This window comes from Sphingobacteriaceae bacterium, from assembly GCA_016715905.1.
In the GTDB taxonomy this organism is placed as follows: Bacteria; Bacteroidota; Bacteroidia; order B-17B0; family Aurantibacillaceae; genus Aurantibacillus.
Window position 1 is genome coordinate 74,969 of record JADJXI010000005.1, and the last position, 20,560, is coordinate 95,528.

General features: G+C 35.1%; 23 protein-coding genes. 16 read left to right on the plus strand and 7 right to left on the minus strand.

Annotation, left to right across the window (positions count from 1 at the left end):
* The first annotated feature begins 96 nt into the window (after window positions 1-96).
* The 4 genes from IPM51_08235 to IPM51_08250 are packed head-to-tail and all read left to right on the plus strand — an operon-like array spanning window position 97 to window position 3,880.
* Window positions 97-1,407, plus strand: a complete 1,311-nt coding sequence (locus tag IPM51_08235; GenBank protein MBK9284299.1) for a hypothetical protein — start codon at window positions 97-99, stop codon at window positions 1,405-1,407.
* Window positions 1,400-2,116, plus strand: a complete 717-nt coding sequence (locus IPM51_08240; GenBank protein MBK9284300.1) for a glycosyltransferase family 2 protein — start codon at window positions 1,400-1,402, stop codon at window positions 2,114-2,116. Before IPM51_08235 ends, IPM51_08240 begins: the two co-directional genes overlap by 8 nt.
* Window positions 2,109-2,453: a DUF2304 domain-containing protein gene (locus IPM51_08245; protein MBK9284301.1), complete on the plus strand. Its 345-nt coding sequence runs from the start codon at window positions 2,109-2,111 to the stop codon at window positions 2,451-2,453. Before IPM51_08240 ends, IPM51_08245 begins: the two co-directional genes overlap by 8 nt.
* Window positions 2,450-3,880 (plus strand): hypothetical protein, encoded by a 1,431-nt coding sequence (locus IPM51_08250; GenBank protein ID MBK9284302.1) that lies wholly within the window; start codon window positions 2,450-2,452, stop codon window positions 3,878-3,880. Before IPM51_08245 ends, IPM51_08250 begins: the two co-directional genes overlap by 4 nt.
* Here the strand turns inward: IPM51_08250 and IPM51_08255 are convergent, their stop codons facing one another.
* The 5 genes from IPM51_08255 to IPM51_08275 all read right to left on the minus strand — a co-directional run bounded on the left by IPM51_08255 (window position 3,881) and on the right by IPM51_08275 (window position 8,113).
* Entirely contained in the window at window positions 3,881-4,597 is a 717-nt protein-coding gene (locus tag IPM51_08255; protein ID MBK9284303.1) for a glycosyltransferase family 2 protein, read from the minus strand.
* Between the two features lie 5 nt (window positions 4,598-4,602).
* The gene (purQ, locus tag IPM51_08260; protein MBK9284304.1) at window positions 4,603-5,301 is read right to left on the minus strand and encodes a phosphoribosylformylglycinamidine synthase subunit PurQ; all 699 of its coding nucleotides are present in this window, start codon (window positions 5,299-5,301) and stop codon (window positions 4,603-4,605) included.
* Window positions 5,302-5,382: 81 nt separating this feature from the next.
* Window positions 5,383-5,904, minus strand: a complete 522-nt coding sequence (locus tag IPM51_08265; GenBank protein MBK9284305.1) for a 3-hydroxyanthranilate 3,4-dioxygenase — start codon at window positions 5,902-5,904, stop codon at window positions 5,383-5,385.
* Between the two features lie 39 nt (window positions 5,905-5,943).
* Window positions 5,944-7,053, minus strand: coding sequence for a T9SS type A sorting domain-containing protein (locus IPM51_08270; protein ID MBK9284306.1), 1,110 nt, complete (start codon window positions 7,051-7,053; stop codon window positions 5,944-5,946).
* Window positions 7,054-7,120: 67 nt separating this feature from the next.
* The gene (locus IPM51_08275; protein MBK9284307.1) at window positions 7,121-8,113 is read right to left on the minus strand and encodes an aspartate-semialdehyde dehydrogenase; all 993 of its coding nucleotides are present in this window, start codon (window positions 8,111-8,113) and stop codon (window positions 7,121-7,123) included.
* Window positions 8,114-8,208: 95 nt separating this feature from the next.
* Here IPM51_08275 and IPM51_08280 point away from each other — a divergent pair, with 95 nt between their 5' ends.
* The 6 genes from IPM51_08280 to ybeY all read left to right on the plus strand — a co-directional run bounded on the left by IPM51_08280 (window position 8,209) and on the right by ybeY (window position 12,323).
* Window positions 8,209-9,084 (plus strand): DMT family transporter, encoded by an 876-nt coding sequence (locus tag IPM51_08280; protein MBK9284308.1) that lies wholly within the window; start codon window positions 8,209-8,211, stop codon window positions 9,082-9,084.
* A 79-nt stretch (window positions 9,085-9,163) separates the two neighbouring features.
* Window positions 9,164-9,661, plus strand: coding sequence for a 50S ribosomal protein L21 (gene rplU / locus IPM51_08285; GenBank protein MBK9284309.1), 498 nt, complete (start codon window positions 9,164-9,166; stop codon window positions 9,659-9,661).
* A 60-nt stretch (window positions 9,662-9,721) separates the two neighbouring features.
* The gene (rpmA, locus tag IPM51_08290; GenBank protein ID MBK9284310.1) at window positions 9,722-9,979 is read left to right on the plus strand and encodes a 50S ribosomal protein L27; all 258 of its coding nucleotides are present in this window, start codon (window positions 9,722-9,724) and stop codon (window positions 9,977-9,979) included.
* A 67-nt stretch (window positions 9,980-10,046) separates the two neighbouring features.
* A complete protein-coding gene (serS, locus tag IPM51_08295; protein ID MBK9284311.1) occupies window positions 10,047-11,321 on the plus strand; it encodes a serine--tRNA ligase in 1,275 nt (424 codons plus the stop codon).
* A complete protein-coding gene (locus IPM51_08300; protein MBK9284312.1) occupies window positions 11,321-11,887 on the plus strand; it encodes a hypothetical protein in 567 nt (188 codons plus the stop codon). The genes serS and IPM51_08300 overlap by 1 nt, the downstream gene beginning before the upstream one ends.
* Window positions 11,888-11,891: 4 nt before the next feature.
* The gene (gene ybeY / locus IPM51_08305; GenBank protein ID MBK9284313.1) at window positions 11,892-12,323 is read left to right on the plus strand and encodes an rRNA maturation RNase YbeY; all 432 of its coding nucleotides are present in this window, start codon (window positions 11,892-11,894) and stop codon (window positions 12,321-12,323) included.
* Here the strand turns inward: ybeY and obgE are convergent.
* A complete protein-coding gene (gene obgE / locus IPM51_08310; protein MBK9284314.1) occupies window positions 12,300-13,304 on the minus strand; it encodes a GTPase ObgE in 1,005 nt (334 codons plus the stop codon). The two genes, ybeY and obgE, sit on opposite strands and share 24 nt — an antisense overlap.
* Before the next feature lie 277 nt (window positions 13,305-13,581).
* Here obgE and IPM51_08315 point away from each other — a divergent pair, with 277 nt between their 5' ends.
* The 6 genes from IPM51_08315 to dnaJ all read left to right on the plus strand — a co-directional run bounded on the left by IPM51_08315 (window position 13,582) and on the right by dnaJ (window position 19,115).
* Window positions 13,582-14,220 carry a DUF4290 domain-containing protein gene (locus IPM51_08315; protein MBK9284315.1) on the plus strand — a complete coding sequence of 213 codons (639 nt, stop codon included), beginning with the start codon at window positions 13,582-13,584 and terminating at the stop codon, window positions 14,218-14,220.
* Between the two features lie 8 nt (window positions 14,221-14,228).
* The gene (murA, locus tag IPM51_08320) at window positions 14,229-15,536 is read left to right on the plus strand and encodes a UDP-N-acetylglucosamine 1-carboxyvinyltransferase (GenBank protein ID MBK9284316.1); all 1,308 of its coding nucleotides are present in this window, start codon (window positions 14,229-14,231) and stop codon (window positions 15,534-15,536) included.
* A gap of 41 nt (window positions 15,537-15,577) precedes the next feature.
* Complete coding sequence (locus tag IPM51_08325) at window positions 15,578-16,102, plus strand: TlpA family protein disulfide reductase (GenBank protein MBK9284317.1); 525 nt, start codon at window positions 15,578-15,580, stop codon at window positions 16,100-16,102.
* Window positions 16,103-17,320, plus strand: coding sequence for an OmpA family protein (locus IPM51_08330; GenBank protein MBK9284318.1), 1,218 nt, complete (start codon window positions 16,103-16,105; stop codon window positions 17,318-17,320).
* 75 nt (window positions 17,321-17,395) lie between these two features.
* Complete coding sequence (locus IPM51_08335) at window positions 17,396-17,971, plus strand: nucleotide exchange factor GrpE (protein ID MBK9284319.1); 576 nt, start codon at window positions 17,396-17,398, stop codon at window positions 17,969-17,971.
* Between the two features lie 4 nt (window positions 17,972-17,975).
* Window positions 17,976-19,115 carry a molecular chaperone DnaJ gene (dnaJ, locus tag IPM51_08340; protein MBK9284320.1) on the plus strand — a complete coding sequence of 380 codons (1,140 nt, stop codon included), beginning with the start codon at window positions 17,976-17,978 and terminating at the stop codon, window positions 19,113-19,115.
* A gap of 5 nt (window positions 19,116-19,120) precedes the next feature.
* Here dnaJ and IPM51_08345 read toward each other — a convergent pair whose 3' ends face one another.
* The gene (locus tag IPM51_08345; GenBank protein MBK9284321.1) at window positions 19,121-20,476 is read right to left on the minus strand and encodes an adenylosuccinate synthase; all 1,356 of its coding nucleotides are present in this window, start codon (window positions 20,474-20,476) and stop codon (window positions 19,121-19,123) included.
* Window positions 20,477-20,560: the final 84 nt, after the last annotated feature.

Consider the following 20,560-nt stretch of genomic DNA (forward strand, 5'->3'; position numbering starts at 1 on the left):
AAAGCCTAGGCATTGAAATTCACTTTAAATACATCTGCATTAAGCAAGCCCTCATCCTTATTTGTTATTTTTTGTTTTTGCTTTTGCACGTTTACTATGGATTTATGGCGAGCCTGGCATTTTGATCAAACAAATTTTGTTTGGGACGTGGCCAATTATTACAGTTATCTTCCGGCAAAGTTTTGCAATAATAATTCCTTCGATTTTAAAAATGGTACCGAAATGTATTTACCTAACGGACCCAACGGACAAAAAATGCCTAAGGTAACATACGGAATGTCTATTTTATACGCGCCTTTTTTTGCATTAGGATATAAAATTGCCTATAATGAAAAAGAAGCACTTGATGGCTTTAGTCAACCTTTTCGAATTTGTATTCACTGGGGAAGTATTTTGTATGGCCTTATAGGTTTAATATTTCTGCGTAATTTTTTGGTCAAATTTTTTAGCGAAATAGTTACGGTTTTCACTTTGGCGGTGTGTTTTTTTGGAACCACTTTGTTTTATTACACCATGGGCAATAGTGAAATGTCGCATACCTATTTGTTTTTTCTCATCAGTGGCTTTTTGTTGCTTTGTTATAATTGGCATGAAAAAGTAACCTGGCTTAGAACAACTTTTATAGGTATTTTGTTGGGTATTATCAGTTTAATTCGCCCTACGGAAATTTTAGTGGGTGCTATTTTTATTTTTTGGGGTGTAAATAATTTTCAATCACTTAAAAATAACATGCAAAAGTTTTGGCAAAATAAATTTCACTTGGTGTTAATTGGATTGATTATTTTGTTGATTTGGATTCCCCAATTTTTATTTTGGAAAAATATTAGTGGTAATTACTTTTTCTTTTCTTATGGAGATGAAAAGTTTTTCTGGACAGATCCACAAATCATTAATATTTTGTTTTCTTATCGCAAAGGATGGTTAACGTATAGCCCTTTAATTTGGCTGGTATTTATTGGTTTTTTCTTTATGAAAGATGAAGTTAAAAAACTGCGACCTGTAATTTTAATTCTATTAATCCTAAATATATACATGCTTAGTTGTTGGTGGGACTGGTTTTTTGGAGGGGGGTTTGGTGCCAGAGGGTTTACACAACATATAGCCTATCTTTCATTACCACTGGCTTCTTTTTTTAATTTCATTTTTCATAGTGAAAAAATTAAGGGTTTATTAAATTATCTTAGATTATTGGTAATTGCTATTGTATTCTCAGGCATTTCTCTTTCAATCGGACAAACTTATCAATACGTGAAGTTATACATACACTTTAACGCTATGTCTAAAGAATCATACTGGTATATTTGGGGTCGTTATTATTTAAATGAAGATGAAATTGGGAAATGGTGGGGTTTAATTAAATCTCCGGATTATGAAAAGCTAAAAAGCGGTGAAGACAGAGATCAATAAGAATATTTTGATAATTATTCCTTGCTATAATGAAGAGGGTAATGTCCGCACATTATATCAAAAAATTAAGGAAATTGAGATTCCGCATTGTAGGATTACACCCTTGTTTATTAATGATTATTCTAGTGACAACACCTTAAAAGTTTTGGATGAAATGGACGTAAATTATTTGGATAACCCAATTAATTTGAGAATAGGTGGAACAGTGCAAACCGGATTTTTATATGCTTGGGAATATGGTTATGATATAGCAGTACAAATGGATGGAGATGGTCAACATCCACCTAAGGAATTATCAAAATTAATCAGGCCTTTATTAAATGATGAAGCTGATGTGGTTATTGGCTCTCGGTTTATTCAAAAAGAGGGATTTCAATCATCAGTTATGCGCCGATTCGGAATTAAATTCTTTACCACGTTAAATAAAATGCTTGTTGGAATCACCATTCATGATTCTACATCCGGTTATAGGGCATACAATAAAAAGGCCATTCAGTTATTAACCGAATATTACCCCGATGAATATCCGGAGCCGGAAGCCATTATTTATCTCTCGCATAAAAAAATGAAATTGTTGGAAATTCCGGTTATTATGGATGAAAGGGTAGAAGGGGTATCTTCAATAGGTAGCTTTAACAGCTTATATTACATGATTAAAGTTTCACTTAATTCTCTATTTTTACATTTAAAATTAAAATTGAATGGATAAGATTCAAATCGTGGCTATTGCAGCCGTTGTACTTTTTATAACACTGATAGTCCGTTTTATCATAAAGGGAAAATTAAGAACAGAATATTCTATAGTTTGGATATTAATGGGCTTAACCTTATTGGTTTTTGCGTTATGGAGAGAGAGTTTAGATTTATTAGCCGGTTTTTTCGGCGTGTATTACGCGCCTTCACTTGTATTTATGTTTTTCTTTTTCATGATTTTTGTATTTCTCATTCATCTTTCTGTGGTTAATTCTAAACAACACGAGCAAATTAAAAAACTGGCACAGGAAATGGCTATTCTTAAAGATAAAGTGGAAAACAAAAGTGCATGAATTCTTTTTGGTTAAAATGCAGGTCTTTTGTTAATAGCAAGTATTTTGCCTTATTAATAATTCTAATAATAGCTATACCGGTTTGCATTGTTGCAAAAAAGAATGTGATTTGGTTAGGTGACGCAGATAATTACTGGCATTATTATTTTTCAAAATACGCTTTTCAATTCCCAAAGTTTTTTTTACACCATTGGGGAAAACCCTTTTTTATTTTGTTAACAGCACCGGTTTCTCACTTTGGTTTTTATGCGCTTAATCTTTTTAATATTCTTTGTGGATTATCGAGCGCTTATCTTTTATTCAAATGGTCCAAGCTTTTAAATTATCGATTCGCTTTTTTTGCTATTATTTTACTAATGGCAGCGCCCATTTATTTATCAGCTGTACAAAGTGCATTAACAGAGCCTTTATTTAGTTTTATTCTGTTAGCTTCTTCCTTCTTATTCTTTAAAGAGAAATATTTTTGGGGAGCTTTACTCGCGTCTACTTTAATGTATACCCGCACGGAAGGATTACTGATTATGCCTATTTATGCATTTTATCTATTAATCCGCAAAGAATGGAAATATATTCCCCTGTTGGCAACCACGTTTATTATTTATTCTTTTATTGGTTTGTTAGCCGGACGTGGTTTTCTTTGGTATTTTACGGAGAATCCTTACAATCCGGTGAGTCCCTACGGACACGGTACTTGGAACCACTTTATTATCAGGTATGATTACAGTTTTGGATTGCCATTATTGCTTCTGTTTTTTATCGGTTTATTTATTATTATCGGAAAAATGGTTTTAAATAAAGATTATATTTTTTGGAAAGCGAAAAGCAATGAATTTAAAATATTCTGCTTAGCCTTTGTTCCGTCTCTTACTTTTTTTGCATTTCATGCCTATGCCTGGTATGCGGGAAAATATGCTTCGGCAGGATTAGAAAGAGTGATGGCCTCCATAGTGCCCTTAGTTGTTATTGTTGCCATGGGTGGTGTAAATATTTTGGCATCCATTAGATTTAATTTAATTCGTATTCCATTATTTATGGTTTATTTTTATTTTTTACAGGACGCTACTTTTTTGCACTTCAGTTATCCGACAACGGCTTATGGTGCCGAGAAAGTAGAAATGGAAGCAGCGCAATGGTTTACCAAAATCAGAGAACCCGGTTCTAAAATTTATTATGCGCACCCTGCCTTTGTATTTTACGCGGATTATAATCCCTTTGATGAAGACAATAAGGAATGTTTTGGATTTCCAAATAGTAATTGCATTCCTTATGAGGGTAATCAGAAATTTTATTACATCTGGGATTCGTGGTTTTGTGAATCTTCCTGCGGAAATAAATTATCAGATATAGAAAACTGCCCCAATTTAAAAAAGATGCGGGAATTTAAAGATGGAGATTTATTTCATCTTGTTTTTTTTGAATCGAAGTGATTAACTAAATAAACCGTATTTCACAATACAATAAATAGCTCTGAAGCCATCTTTCCATCCAATTTTTTTTCCCTCTTCATATGTTCTACCGTAATAAGAGATGCCTACTTCATACACCCGAACATTTTTTATTCGAGCCATTTTGGCGGTTACTTCAGGTTCAAATCCAAATCTTTTTTCTTTCAGTTTAATTCCCTTTAAAATATCGGCACGAAATACCTTGTAACAGGTTTCCATGTCGGTTAAGTTTAAATTATTAAACATATTGCTTAAAAAGGTCAAAAATTTATTGCCTAAACTGTGCCAGAAAAATAAAATCCGGTGCGGCTTTCCTCCAATAAATCGAGAACCGTAAACTACATCGGCAAAATTATTTAATATGGGATTTAATAAGATTTGGTATTCATTGGGATCATATTCTAAATCTGCATCTTGTACAAGTATATAATCGCCCTTTGCTAATTCAATGGCTTTATGTATGGCCGCTCCTTTTCCTGAATTAACAGGTTGATTAAACAACTGAAAACTAATTTCTTTTTTATCCGCAAAGTATTTTTCAACAGTTTCTTTTGTTCCGTCTGTTGAACAATCATTTACTATAACAATTTCTTTTTTTAATTGCCCGGGTAATTCAGCCGCTAATATTTTATCAAGGATAAGATGTATTGTCTTCGCCTCATTGTATGCTGGAATTAGAATGGAAAGTGTTCCGGGCATAATGATCAGGATTTCACTAAAGCACTGGCAAGTATACTTTCAAATAAGAATTTTCCATCTTCATTTCCCAATTCTTGATCTGCTGCACGTTCCGGATGTGGCATCATTCCGAAAACATTTTTTCCCTCGTTACATACTCCGGCAATATTTTCTAAAGCGCCATTCGGGTTTCCGATTTCATTCACATTTCCGCTTTCATCACAATATCTAAATAACACCTGACCGTCGGCGTTTAACTTTTTTAAAGTTGCTTCATCGGCATAGTATTTTCCTTCACCATGAGCAATCGGAATTTTTAATGCTTTTCCTGCGGGAACTTTGGCGGTTAAAACTGTTGAATTATTTTCGGCTTTAATAAAAATGTTTTTACAGATAAATTTACGGCTGTTATTATGCAATAAGGCACCGGGTAATAAACCGGCTTCGCATAAAATTTGAAAACCATTACAAACACCAAATAAAAATCCGCCATTATTGGCGTGCTCAATTACTTTTTCCATAATTGGCGAAAAACGAGCAATAGCACCGCTGCGTAAATAATCACCATAAGAAAACCCGCCGGGTAAAATAATATGGGTACAACCTTCCAGGTCGGTATTTTTATGCCAGAGTTTTACGGTTTCTTGTCCCATGATGTTTTTTAAAACATACACCATGTCCTCATCACAATTAGAACCGGGAAATACAACAACACCAAATTTCATTTGAATAGAATTAGACTATAAAATTAGAAAATTTATAGCATTTAAGTGAATACTTTTTGAACAGCTTATAAAACCCTGAAACTAACTAATTACAGGAGGCGGTTCCATAACATGTCCGCATTTTTTACAGGTTCTCAAGTTTTCATTTTCGTAGAACAGTTTGAATTCTGTTTGAAATTGCGTGGTTATATCGGTTAATTGAAAATAGGCCTCATGTAATTTATGATTGCACTTTTCACAGAACCACAGTAAACCATCTTTTTCACTTGCGCTTCTTTTTCTTTCCATCACCAAGCCAATGGTATTGGGTCCTCGTTTAGGGTTATGTGGAATTTTAGGAGGTAACAAAAAAATATCCCCTTCTTTAATGGGTACATCTATGGCTTTTCCGTTTTCCTGTATTTGAACAGTAACATCACCCTCTAACTGATAGAAAAATTCTTCGCTCTCGTTGTAATGATAATCTTTACGGGAGTTGGGCCCGCCAACCACCATAACAATAAATTCAGCATCCTTATAAACTACTTTATTGTTTACCGGAGGTTTAAGGAGATGACGATTTTCATCTATCCATTTTTTAAAATTAAAGGGACGTGTTACCATACTTTAAAGTTAAGCCTTTAAAGGGAAAAGCACAAGAAATTATTTTTGAATGAGGATTTTCTTGCGTATGATTTGGGTATCTATTTTTAGTTCAAGAATATAAAGTCCGTTTTCTAAATTGCCCGCTTTTATTTTTGTAGTTTTATAGGAAGCAACTGTGTTTGTTAAAGCTCCGGCTTCTAGAGCCTCAGCCTCCATAGATTCTCCATCTACATTGTAAATTTTCACGCTCAAATTTTCGTTAGACTTATTCTCTATAAAAAAATCTGAGTTAGTTGGATTCGGATAAATTAAAACTTGTTCTTCTAATCCGATAGCTGTCGGATTTATTTCTTTTATAGCCGTGGCTTCGTTCATTAAAATTGAATCGCATTTATAACATTGGGTATCGGTAAAGGTCATGCATAATTTTACCCAGCCGTAACATAAATTATTTAATGTGGTACCGTTTAAGGAACCTGAGCTTGCAGACAAAGTATATCCATTAGGAATTTGCGTAGTAACAATTAATGAACCATCGCAATTGAGGGATGAAGTAGGAGCGCTACCTTGCAAACCGAATTGAGGGCGGGTGTCTTTTACGTTTATGGTATCAGAACCTGAGCAACCGTTGTAGTAGTCAGTTAATGTTAAACTATAGATACCCGGAACATTACAAGTATAAGAAGAAGGACCACAAGTGTAAGTTTGAGGAGGAGGGCCGGACCAACATGGATTATTCAAAAATGGCCAAGGCAGTCCAATACTTATAGATGTACCAGTAGTTAAAACCGGAAAAGAATTATTGCAGATAGTGGTAGGAGTAGCGATAGAAATGGCGATGTTAACGGTAGGAGGTTTAAAATTCTGATAGATCTGAATAACAGAAGTTGTTGAGCAGGAAAGTAAAGTGTTTGTTGCAACAAGGGTATATTGAGCGTATATCAAAGTTGATGTTGAAGTTGGAGGTCCGGTTTGTGAACCTATGATTATGGTTGGTGAATTAATCAGAGACGGAGTGGAAGGAACAATCCAACTTAATTCGGTGTTATTTGTAGTTGAAGTCCCACTTGCCAATAAGGTAGGATTGTTGCACGTTAAAGTGCGTGAAAGATTATGCGTAAAAAAATCCACGTGGGGCGGACATTGTCCAACAAAAAACTTCGCCAAAAGAACAAATAATAGAGTAACACAATTTTTCACATTTACTCATTAGCAAGTTTGATGCCAGAGATTGTTAAATCAAATTCTTTCCTAATAAATATTCCGCTATCTGTACTGCATTGGTGGCAGCACCTTTGCGTAAATTATCAGCCACCACCCAAAGGTTAAGTGTTTTATCCTGCGATTCATCCCTTCGGATTCTCCCTACAAAAACTTCATCGCGGTTATGCGCATTCATGGGCATGGGATAAATTTGATTTTGTATATCATCTTCTACAATTACTCCCGCTGTATTTTTTAATAGAGCAGTAACTTCTTTCAAGTCAAATTCATTTTCAAATTCAATATTTATACTTTCACTATGTCCGCCCATTACCGGAATTCTAACCGTAGTGGCTGTAACTTTAATGGAGTTATCTCCCATAATTTTATTGGTTTCCTTTACCATTTTCATTTCTTCCTTGGTGTAACCATTATCCATAAATACATCAATTTGCGGAATAACATTTAAATCAATTTTGTATTTATAGGCCATTTCATCACTACTGCCGTTTTTTCTTTCATTCATTAATTGATTTACCGCTTTTACGCCCGTGCCGGTTACGCTTTGATAAGTTGAAACCACTACGCGTTTAATTTTATATTTGGCATGTAAGGGTTGTAATACTACCACCATTTGTATAGTGGAACAATTGGGATTGGCAATAATTTTATCGTTTGCCGTTAACACATGTGCATTTACTTCAGGCACTACTAATTTTTTAGTTTCATCCATGCGCCAGGCGGAAGAGTTATCTATTACCGTAATACCGGCTGCTGCAAATTTAGGAGCCCACTCTAATGATGTGCTTCCCCCGGCTGAGAATAAAGCCACATTTGGTTTTGCATCGATGGCTTGCTGCATACTGTGTACTTTGTATTTTTTTCCCTTGAATTCAATTTCTTTTCCAACTGATCTTTCAGAGGCAACCGGTATTAATTCGCTTACCATAAAATTTCTTTCATTTAATACTTCCAACATTTTTGTGCCTACCAATCCGGTAGCGCCAACCACGGCAACTTTCATAATTTTTTAATTTTAGAAAAACAAAATTACAAATTCATTTTATTCCGGCTCAGCTTTTTACAAACACTCTCATTTAATTCAATACATTTGCGGCCATGCGGGGCAAAACACTTTCGTGGTTTCTTTTAATATTACTTTCAATAATTTGGGGAAGTTCATTTATTTTGATGAAAAAGGGCATGATGGCTTTTGGCAGTGATGAAGTGGCCGCCTTACGAATAGGAATAGCTTTTGTTTTTTTATCGCCCTTAATAATAAAACACCATAAAATCGATTTTAAAAAGTATTTACCCGGTATTTTATTAATGGGGTTTTTTGGTAATTTTTTCCCCGCTTTTTTATTCACCAAAGCCGAAACGGAAATAAGCAGCAGTTTAGCCGGAATGCTGAATGCCTTAACACCTATGTTTACTATTGTGGTTGGTGTTTTGTGGTTAAAAGTTAAGCCCACAAAAATTCAAGGCGTTGGAATAATTAGCGGATTAATTGCAGCGATTTTGTTATTGTATTTTGATGGAAATAACTCACAGTCTAAAAATGCACTTTTTGGTTTGTTGGTGGTAGGCGCTACCTTATCTTACGCCATTTCGGTAAACGGAATCCGATATTATTTACACGATTTAAATCCGGTTAAAGCTACCGTTTGGGCCTTCACCTTTACCGGACCTTTAAGTTTAATTTATTTATTCACTTTTACTGATTTTACTATACATGTAACGGAAAACACGAATGCGCAAAGTTCTTTACTTTATATTGGAATATTAGCCATTATTGGTACGGCCCTTTCTGTTATTGCCTTTAATGTGCTCATCCGCGAGGCCGGCGCTGTTTTTGCCAGTACCTGTACGTATTTAATCCCAATTGTTGCAATTATTTGGGGATTAGTGGATTACGAAGCAATACATCCGGTGCAAGTTTTTGCTATTTTGGTAATTATTTTAAGTGTTTATTACATAAACCGTTCTAAATAAATTTGTTCAATTTCACTAAATTACCTATATTTGCCTCCCTTTTTAAAGGGAAAATTATAAACCATTTAAATTAACCAACATGTACGCAATCGTAGAAATAGCCGGGCAACAATTTAAAGTGGAACGTGGACACAAAGTTTACGTTCACCGCCTTGAGGCTAATGAGGGTACCAAAGTTGAGTTTGACCGTGTATTATTAATTGATAACGCAGGTAAAATATCAGTTGGAAACCCAACTGTTGAGGGAGCAAAAGTTGCCGCAACAGTAATCAGTCATCTTAAAGGAGATAAGGTGATTGTATTTAAGAAAAAGAGACGTAAAACAACTCAAAAGTGGAACAACCACCGTCAGGCTTTAACTCAGATTTTAATTCAAGGCGTTCTTCCAAAAGGAGAAACTTTGAAAGAAGAGTTAAAAGCAGAAAGAAAAGTTTGGGAAGTGAAAAGAGTAGGGGCAGATGCAACCACAGATGTTGAAGCGCCAGTAAAAAAGGCACCTGCGAAAAAAGTAGCCGCTAAAAAAGCGCCGGCTAAAAAGGCAGCCGCTAAAAAAACGGCAAAGAAAAAAGAAGATTAATAACCAATTTCAGAACAGTTGATCTTAATCAATTATTCAAGAAATAAAAAATAAAATAGCATGGCACACAAAAAAGGCGAAGGTAAAGTAAAGAACGGTCGCGAATCACATAGTAAACGTTTAGGCGTAAAAATTTATGGTGGACAGGCATGTATTGCGGGTAACATCATCGTGCGTCAACGCGGAACAAAACATAATCCGGGCGAGAATGTAGGAATCGGAAAAGATCACACTTTGTATGCATTAACTGCAGGTACCGTGGTTTTTAAGAAGAAGAAAGACGATCGTTCGTACGTTTCAGTTATTCCACAGGCTTAAATTTATTCATTTAAATAAGTAAAAGCCTATCGTATTCGGTAGGCTTTTTTATTTTTAAAAATTCAATATGTTACAATTAAATTACATTCGCGAAAAAAAAGAAGAGGTAATACAACGTTTATTAATAAAAAACTTTTCTGCTGCTGAAGAAGTGATGAATAAAATCATTGAATTGGATGCGGCCAGAAGAAATATTCAAAAACAAAGCGATGATTTGAAAGCGGAAGCTAATTTAATTGCCAAGCAAATAGGAGAGCTGATGAAGTCCGGAAAAAAAGAAGAAGCGGAAGGGGTTAAATTAAAAACGGCTGAAATAAAAGGGAAAGAAAAATTACTGGATGATGAACTCAAAAAATTAGAAAGCGATATTAATTCAATTTTGCTTAGCGTCCCAAACACAGCGAATATAAGCGTACCCAAAGGTAAAACGGCACAAGATAATGAGATTGTCAATGAACAGGGTGTGAAACCAAATTTAGGTCCCCAAGCAAAACCTCATTGGGATTTAACCACCAAATACGATTTAATAGATTTTGAATTGGGTGTAAAAATTACGGGAGCAGGATTTCCGGTTTACAAAGGAAAAGGTGCACGTTTGCAAAGAGCACTTATCAATTATTTTTTAGAAAAAGCTACTGCAGCAGGATATTTAGAAATTCAACCTCCAATTGTAGTAAATGAAGAAAGTGGATATGGAACCGGACAATTACCGGATAAAGAAGGGCAAATGTATCATGCTACAATTGATAATTTATATTTGATTCCAACCGCTGAGGTTCCGGTTACTAATATTTACAGAGATGTTATTTTAAAAGAAAGCGAATTACCGATAAAAAACACAGCTTATACGCCTTGTTTTAGAAGAGAAGCAGGTAGTTATGGAAAAGATGTAAGAGGCTTAAATCGTTTGCATCAGTTTGATAAAGTAGAAATTGTTCAAATTGCGCATCCCGATAAAAGTTACGAAATACTGGAGCAAATGCGGGAATATGTATCCGGATTATTGGTTGAATTAGAATTACCGTTTAGGACATTAAAATTATGTGGAGGGGATATGAGTTTTGCAAGTGCATTAACTTACGATTTAGAAGTATGGAGTGCCGCACAACAACGTTGGTTGGAAGTAAGTAGCGTAAGTAATTTCGAATCATTTCAAACCAACCGATTAAAGTGCAGATTTAAAGATGCAAACGGTAAAACGCAATTGGCTCATAGTTTAAATGGTAGTGCGTTAGCCTTACCCCGAATTGTGGCTGCGCTGTTAGAAAATAATCAAACTGAAAGCGGAATAAAAATCCCTAAGGTATTAATTCCTTATTGCGGATTTGATATGATTTCCTAATGAAGAAATATTTTATTCTCATATTAATTTGTTTCGTTAGTTTTTTTACCTCATGTTTAGGTTCAGGTGAAGAAGAAAGTCAATTGCACACGCTGGATAGTTTGAGTGGTGCATTGCAAACTAAAGTTCAGGAACTTAAAATGATAGATTCTGTTTCTCGTCGGGCTGCTATTCTGAAATTTGAGAATTACCGATTATTTATAAAGCAAAATGTAAATGATACTTTAAATGTGCAACAGGGCGATTTATTACAGAAATTCTTTTTATGTGGAAAAAATTTAATGGAGTTTAACGAGAATCGAAAATCGTTAATGGCCCGGAGTGAATTGCTTAATTCTCAAATTAACAAATTGAGTACAGATATTAAAAACGGAACAGCTGAATATAGTAAAACACAAATTTATTTGAATCAGGAGATTTCGGGTGTAAAGGAGTTAACTAAAAAAACGTATGGACAACAAAAGGCATTTGAACGATTAATGGAACAGTTCAATTTAATTTTGCCCGGAATTGAAGAGGTATTAAAATCAAAAAATGCCGGTGTTTTACCGCTTATTGAAAAATAAAATCATGGCCATTCACTTCACAAATACTGACACTAGTTTCAAATTAAAAAATGCAAGTTTGTTAAAAACTTGGATTAAAAAAATTATACTTGCCGAAAAAAAAGAATTGGGAAAAATTTATTACGTTTTTTTGAATGATGATGAATTGCTGAAATACAATAAGAAATTTCTTAAGCATAATACGTATACGGATATTATAACATTTGATTATTCTTCCGATAAAAAATTGAGCGCAGAAATTTTTATCAGTACCGAACGAGTTAGAGATAATGCAAACAAGTTATCAGTTCCCTTTGAAGAGGAATTACATCGGGTAATGATTCATGGGATTTTACATTTGTGTGGATATAAAGACAAATCTAAAGAAGCCAAATTAGAAATGCGAAAAAAGGAAGAAAGTGCTTTAAAGAAATTAGTTAAGCATTTTCCAAAGTAAATCTTTTAGTTCGGTAATATTTTTACCACTCACCGCTGAAATAAAAATAAACGGTATTTTATATTTTCCTTTAAACTTCTTGGTAAGTTCTTTCTGCATTTCTGTTTCTAATTCCTCATCCATTAAATCGCATTTGGTTATCGCCAGCAATCTTTTTTTATCCAATAAATCCGGATTAAATTCTTCCAATTCCTTCAGCAAAATTTTATATTCAGATAAAATATCTGATGTATCGCAGCTGATCATGAATAATAGCGTAGAGTTTCTCTCAATATGCCTTAAAAATCGCAAGCCAATTCCTTTTCCTTCATGAGCTCCTTCAATGATTCCTGGAATATCGGCCATCACAAAACTTTTGTAATCGCGGTAGGCTACAATGCCTAAATTAGGTACTAATGTGGTAAACGGATAATTGGCAATTTCAGGTTTTGCAGCGCTTACCACCGATAATAAAGTCGATTTGCCGGCATTCGGAAAACCAACTAAACCCACATCGGCCAAAACTTTTAATTCTAATATTTTCCACTCTGTTTTGCCATCTTCTCCGGGCTGTGCATGTCGCGGTGCTTGCAAGGTCGCAGTTTTAAAATTCGCATTGCCTAATCCTCCACGGCCTCCTTGTACTAATATTACTTCTTGCCCATCTTCTGTAATTTCAAAATGTACTTCACCGGTTTCTGCATCTTTGGCTATTGTACCTAAGGGCACTTCTAAAATTTCATCAGCCCCTTGTTTTCCGCTACAAAGTGCACTTCCTCCTTTTTCGCCTTCTTTGGCAATAACATGTTTGCGATATTTTAAGTGTATGAGCGTCCATAATTGTTTATTTCCTCTCACAATGATATGTCCGCCTCTGCCTCCATTTCCACCATCGGGTCCGCCCATAGCCGTAAATTTGTCTCTATGAAAATGCATTGAGCCCGCACCGCCTTTTCCGCTTCGGCAACAAATCTTTACATAGTCAACAAAATTCGAGTCCATTGAGGCAAAGATAGTATTAAAACAGAGAAAATGGATTTATTCAAAATGCCGTTAACGCTGTTTTTAAGGGAAATTGGGATTGCAAGAATAAATTAAATCTCTACAATGGCCTACAATAAAAGCGTATTAAATCAATCTATATTACGACCAAAGGCTTTTTTCGAGTAATAAAATAAAATCTTCTTCGTAAACTTTTACTAACAAATCATTGGTGATTATTAATGATTTGCCATAAAAAGATAGGTCTATTTTGGTTATATTAGTATTTTAAATTATTATGGAATACAATACTCAATTAGAGCGATTAATCATACCGGAATACGGCAGAAATATTCAAGGCATGATAGAACATTGCGTAGGAATTAAAGATAAAGATGAACGCAATCTTTGTGCTAAAGCAATTATTCAGGTAATGGGTCAATTGAATCCGCATTTGCGGGATGCCAGTGATTACACGCATAAATTGTGGGATCATTTGTTCATCATCTCAAAATTTAAGCTGGATGTTGAAAGTCCATATCCTATTCCAAGTCCGGAATCGTTTAAAGAGAAACCTAAAAAACTCGATTATCCTAAGGGTAAAATTCGTTACAAGCATTATGGTAAAACCATAGAAGACATTATTCGTAAAGCTAAGGAGTTGCCGGAAGGCGCTGAAAAGGCTGAGTTAACCAGGCAAATTGCCAATCATTTAAAAAAGTCGTACTTCAATTGGAATAAAGATCACATCACCGATGATGTTATTTTTAAAAATTTGGAAGAGCTTTCCGGTGGTGAATTAAAGATGGATGCGAATGCTGCATTAAGTTCGCATCAGGAATTGAGAGGAAATTCCGGAAAAAAATTCTATCACAATAAAAATAATAAACACAAGGGTGGACATCACAAGCATAAGAACAATAACAGAAAATATTAAACAGATCTATGGCAATTTTTGAAGTACATGGTGGTCACAAATTAAAAGGGGAAATAATTCCACAAGGCGCAAAAAACGAAGCATTACAAATTTTATGCGCGGTATTACTCACCAAAGAGAAAGTTGTAATAGGCAAAGTGCCTGATATTGTAGATATCAATAAATTAATTGAACTACTTGCTGATTTAGGTGTAAAGGTTGAAAAAACCGGACATGAAGAATATACTTTTCAGGCCGATCAGGTAAATGTAGATTATTTGGTATCGCCTGAGTTTAAGAAAAAGGGCGGAAGTTTAAGAGGAAGTATGATGATTGTAGGCCCTATGCTTACGCGTTTCGGAAAAGCGTATATGCCAAAACCGGGAGGAGACAAAATCGGAAGAAGAAGAGTAGATACACACTTTATGGGCTTTGAAGCCTTAGGGGCTAAGTTCAAATATAATCAGGAGAATGAAATATTTGAAGTAGAAGGTAAAAATTTAAGGGGAACCTACATGTTGCTGGATGAAGCTTCGGTAACCGGTACGGCTAATATTGTAATGGCTGCAGTTTTAGCAGAGGGAATTACAACTATTTATAATGCAGCTTGCGAACCTTATTTACAACAATTGTGTAAAATGCTCAATAGAATGGGGGCAAAAATTACAGGTGTAGGTTCAAATCTATTAACTATTGAAGGTGTAAAGGAATTGAAGGGAACAACGCACATGATGTTGCCTGATATGATTGAAATTGGTTCATTCATTGGTTTAGCAGCAGTAACGCAATCTGAAATTACAATTAAAAATGTAAGTTACGACAACCTTGGTATTATACCTACTATTTTCGGTAGACTAGGTGTACAGATGGAAAGAAGAGGCGATGATTTATTTATCCCTGAACAAGAACATTATGAAATTGATACCTTCATCGACGGGTCTATCCTAACCGTTAGTGATGCAATTTGGCCGGGCTTTACTCCGGATTTAATTAGTATTGCTTTAGTAACTGCTATTCAGGCTAGAGGTAATGTGCTGATTCATCAAAAAATGTTCGAAAGCCGATTGTTTTTTGTAGATAAATTAATTGATATGGGTGCACAAATTATTTTGTGCGATCCGCACCGGGCAACCGTTATGGGACTAGATCGACGAACCCAATTAAAAGCAATTCAAATGGCGAGTCCGGATATACGCGCCGGCGTTGCCTTATTAATTGCTGCCATGAGTGCCAAAGGGAAAAGCGTTATCTATAATATAAATCAAATTGACCGGGGATATCAAAATATTGATGGAAGATTAAATGCCATAGGCGCTCAAATAAACCGCAAAAATTGATTAAGAATAAAATTTACATAGCATTAATTATTTTGACCGGAATGAGTTCGTGCAAATCGAATAAACAGCCTGTTGTTGATTCCAAACCCCAAAATTCTCCTCCGTCATCTTCAAATATTGGCTTAAATCTGGGAAACAAAGCACCTGATATAAATTTGAAATCATTTAACGACAGTTTAATCGAACTTTCTTCTTTAAAAGGTAAAATGGTACTTATTGATTTTTGGGCAGCTTGGTGCGGGCCTTGCCGACAAGAAAATCCGATAGTGGTTTCAGCTTATAACAAATTCAAAAGTCAGGAGTTTAAAAACGCCAGTGGATTTACGGTGTATTCTGTTTCTTTAGATGTAAATAAAGCAAAGTGGAAAAATGCTGTAGAAAGTGACGGATTAGTGTGGCCTTATCACGTAAGTGATTTAAAAATGTGGGATGGAGCAACCGTAAACACTTATGATGTGAAAGGTATACCCACCAATTTTTTAATTAATGGCGAAGGAATTATTGTGGCAAAAAATTTGAGGGGAGAAAATCTGGAGAAAACTTTAAATAAATGGGTGAACCAATAAGTGAAAAAATTAGCATTCATATTAATTTTTTTATGCGCAAAAATTATTGCACAGGATGAACCTGTTATTTTAAAAGTGGGAGATAAAGCGCCCTCTTTTTTAATAAACCTTCAGCAAAACAGTGTACAAAGTTTTAATATGCCGTACATGAATCGTTTGGTGCTTTTACATTTTTGGAGCAGTTCAGTAGGTCGGTCAAAAGTGTATAACAAAACATTAAATCGTATTGCCGGAAGATATAAAAATGCTTTATATAGAAATGCAGATGGATTTGAAGTTGTAGCTATTGCGGTACAAAGTGATAAAACTGCCTGGAATAATTCGATAAAAGAAGATACTCTAAATAATTTTACACATGGAATAGCCTTAAGAGGATATAAGGAAGAAGTTTGTAAATTATACAGAATTACACAAGTGCCAACCGATATATTAATTGATCATGAAGGGACCATTTTAGCAATTAATCCACATGTAAGAGTGCTGGAAGATATTCTGGACGAAAAGAAGAATTTTTTACCGGTCAAAAAAAATGTTGTTGGAACGTTGGCACTTTCCTCCAATCCTTCTGATCTTTTGCGCTACAGTAAATTATATTTGTTTGATGCATATGGTGATTCATTGGGATTAACCACCACAAATCAAAATGGCGGGTTTGTTTTCGGAAATATTAAATTAAATCAGGATTTCATTTTGAAAGTAGATAATCAGTCGGATATTATCACCTCTGATCCAATTGCGCTCTATTCGCAAAGCGGAGAAAAAATCATGGAAGGCAAAACCCACAAGGGCGGTTTTATTTTCTATATTCCATCGGGTATGGCTAATCAAATAACAGAAGGTGATCATTCAACCTTAGGCGGGAAAATTGGTACTGTAAATGTAATCAAGGATCTGGTATTCAAAAATAACGGAACCGGACTTTTACCCAAAGATGAAACGGAATTAAATGCTATAGTTTTAATTCTCCAAAAAAATAAGTCATTGGCAGTAGAGGTTAAGGCATATACAGATTCAAAATTAAAAGATGCTGAATCCTATTTACTAACTAAAACGCAATGCAATACAGTCAAAAATTATCTAATCAATAAAGGGGTGGAGGAATCTCGAATAAAACAAAGTCCTAAGGGCAAGTCAAATCCCCGTAAAAAATGTACCAATTGTAGTGAAGATGACCATAAATCAAACCGACGTATAGAGTTTGTAGTGTATAAAAACTGACAATTTTTCCATTTATTTCCTTCTGGCAAGAGAATTGCATAATACCTTTGGAATTATAACAAAAAAGCATTTACTATGGGAGAGAATGAAAAAACCGATAAAGAGAACATCGAAAACGTGAATTTAGATAGCGAAAATACTGACATTAAGGCTGAAAATACAGATCAGACTGACGATTCAGTCATTAATTCTGATTCAAATGAAAGCTCAGTTAATCAAGATGCAAAAATTGCCGAGTTAAATGATAAATATCTTCGCCTATATTCTGAATTTGATAATTATCGGAAGCGAACAATTAAAGAACGCTCTGATTTAATAAAAACAGCTGCTGAAGATGTTTTTAAGGCCTTACTTCCCGTTATTGACGATTTTGACAGAGCCATTAAGGCAAATGAAACAATTGATGATATTCAATCAATCAAAGAAGGATTAAAATTAATTCATAACAAATTAAAATCTACCGTACAGCAAAAAGGATTAACTGCCTTTGATTGTGCAGGTATAACATTTGATGCAGATACCATGGAAGCCATTACACACATTCCGGCCACGGATGATTCGCAAAAAGGTAAAGTTGTAGATGAAATTGAAAAAGGATATAAATTAGGAGATAAAGTAATACGATTCGCAAAGGTTGTGATTGCACAATAAGCATATGGCAAAAAGAGATTATTACGAAATTTTAGGAGTGCAAAAAGGTGCTTCAGATGATGAGATAAAAAAAGCTTATCGTAAATTGGCTATTAAATATCACCCGGATAAAAACCCGGATGATAAAACAGCCGAAGAAAAATTCAAAGAAGCGGCTGAAGCGTATGAAGTTTTAAGTAATGCAGAAAAGAAACAGCGATATGATCAGTTTGGTCATGCAGGTGTAAATGGTGGACAAGGCGGATTTGGCGGAGGCGGTATGAATATGGATGATATTTTCAGCCAGTTTGGAGATATTTTTGGAGGAGCATTTGGTTTTGGAGGCGGCGGCGGAAGCAGAGGTGGACGAAGAGTGAACAGAGGCTCAAATTTACGAGTAAAAGTAAAATTGAATTTGAGTGAAATTGCTCATGGTGTTGAGAAAAAAATCAAAGTGAACAAATTCATTGGTTGCAAAACATGTAGTGGGAGTGGAGCAAAAAACGGACAATATGATACTTGCAAACAATGTAACGGAAGTGGAGTAGTAACCCGTGTACAACAAACTATTTTAGGTGCCATGCAAACACAAACACCTTGTAGCGCATGTTCGGGGGAAGGAAAAATAATCAGAGATAAATGCGGTTCTTGTCACGGGGATGGCGTGGTAAGAAATGAAGAGGTTATTAATATTAATATTCCTGCCGGTGTAGCCGATGGCATGCAATTGAGCATGAGTGGCAAAGGGAATGCTGCACCCCGGGGAGGCATTAATGGCGATTTATTAATTCTTGTGGAAGAAGAGGAACATCCTCTCTTAAAGCGCGAAGGCAATCACTTAATTTATAGTTTAAGCGTTAGTATTCCGGATGCAACACTAGGAACTTCTGTTGAAATTCCAACAGTTGACAGTAAAGCAAAAATTAAAATTGATCCGGGTACTCAGGGTGGCAAAGTGCTTCGTTTGAAAGGTAAAGGTTTGCCCGATATTAATGGATATGGTAAAGGAGATTTATTGGTTGAAATTAGTGTGTTCACGCCAACTAATTTAAGTAATGAAGAAAAGAAAATAATGGAGCAATTGCGCGAATCAAAAAACTTTGAACCTAATCCTAATAAAAAGGAAAGAGGCTTTTTTGATCGAATGAAAGAATATTTTGATTAATTAAATCAGCGTTTCTTTTTGGCCTTAACTTTTAATTTCGATTTTTTAACCACCTTCTTTTTAACTGCGATTTTTTTCACTGCCTTTTCTTTTTTCATCCGAATGGTTTGGGTGCGGTCTGGTCCAACCGAAACAATACTGATTGGTGTGCCGGTTGCCTTTTCAATAAATTTTACATAATTCATTAAAGCTTTTGGTAAATCGCTTTGCCTTTTTATTCCGGTTAAATCGCAATTCCACCCTTTAACTTTAGTAGTTACAATTTTCAAATAATTAGGATCGATGTTGTATGGCAGATAATCTATTTTTTCGTTGTTGTAGATATAGTGTGTACAAATTTCTATTTCTTCAAAATCACTCAGCACGTCAGCTTTCATCATCATTAATTCGGTTACACCGTTTACCATAATGGCATAGTTAAGTGCAGGTATATCCAACCAGCCTGTTCTTCTTGCACGTCCTGTTGTGCTTCCGAATTCTCTTCCTATTTGTCTGATTTTTTCACCGGTAGCATCTTCTAATTCAGTTGGAAACGGACCGCTTCCAACGCGTGTACAATAAGCTTTAAATATTCCAATTACATTTCCAATTCTATTGGGCGCAATGCCTAAGCCATTGCAGGCTCCGGCACAAATGGTATTGCTGCTGGTTACAAAAGGGTAAGAGCCAAAGTCAATATCCAGTAAACTGCCTTGCGCACCTTCGGCTAAAACTTTTTTTCCATCCATTAATGCCTTATTCACTAAATGTTCGGTATCAGCAAAACGTAATTCTTTCAAGGCTTCTATCCCCTCAAACCAGGCCGGTTCAAGTTCATTTAAATTGTATTCAAAATTATGATAGGCCAATAATTGTTTATGTTTTTCAACCAATACGTCATATTTTTCCTTAAACTCCTTGGTTTCAATATCCCCAATACGTAAACCATTTCTTCCGGTTTTATCCATATACGTTGGACCAATTCCTTTTAAGGTAGATCCGATTTTATTTTTTCCTTTGGCTGCTTCACTGGCTGCGTCCAATAATCGATGTGTTGGGAGAATTAAATGGGCTCTTTTTGATACAATAAGTTTTTTACGCACATCAACGCCTAGTTTTTTTAAAGCATCTATTTCTTTTTTAAAAATAACCGGATCAATAACAACTCCATTACCTATAATGTTGATTGCTGTAGGATGAAATATACCACTGGGGATTGTGTGAAGCACATGTTTAATTCCATTAAATTCTAGTGTATGACCGGCATTGGGTCCGCCCTGAAATCGTGCAATAATATCAAACGAAGGGGTAAGTACATCTACAATTTTTCCTTTGCCTTCATCTCCCCATTGGAGTCCTAATAAAACATCTGCTTTGCTCATAGTAAAAATTAAAGAACAAATGTAGTCTTCCTTTTAAGTTTACGCCATAATTTTAATAACATTTTAAAAACATTGTTTTAATTT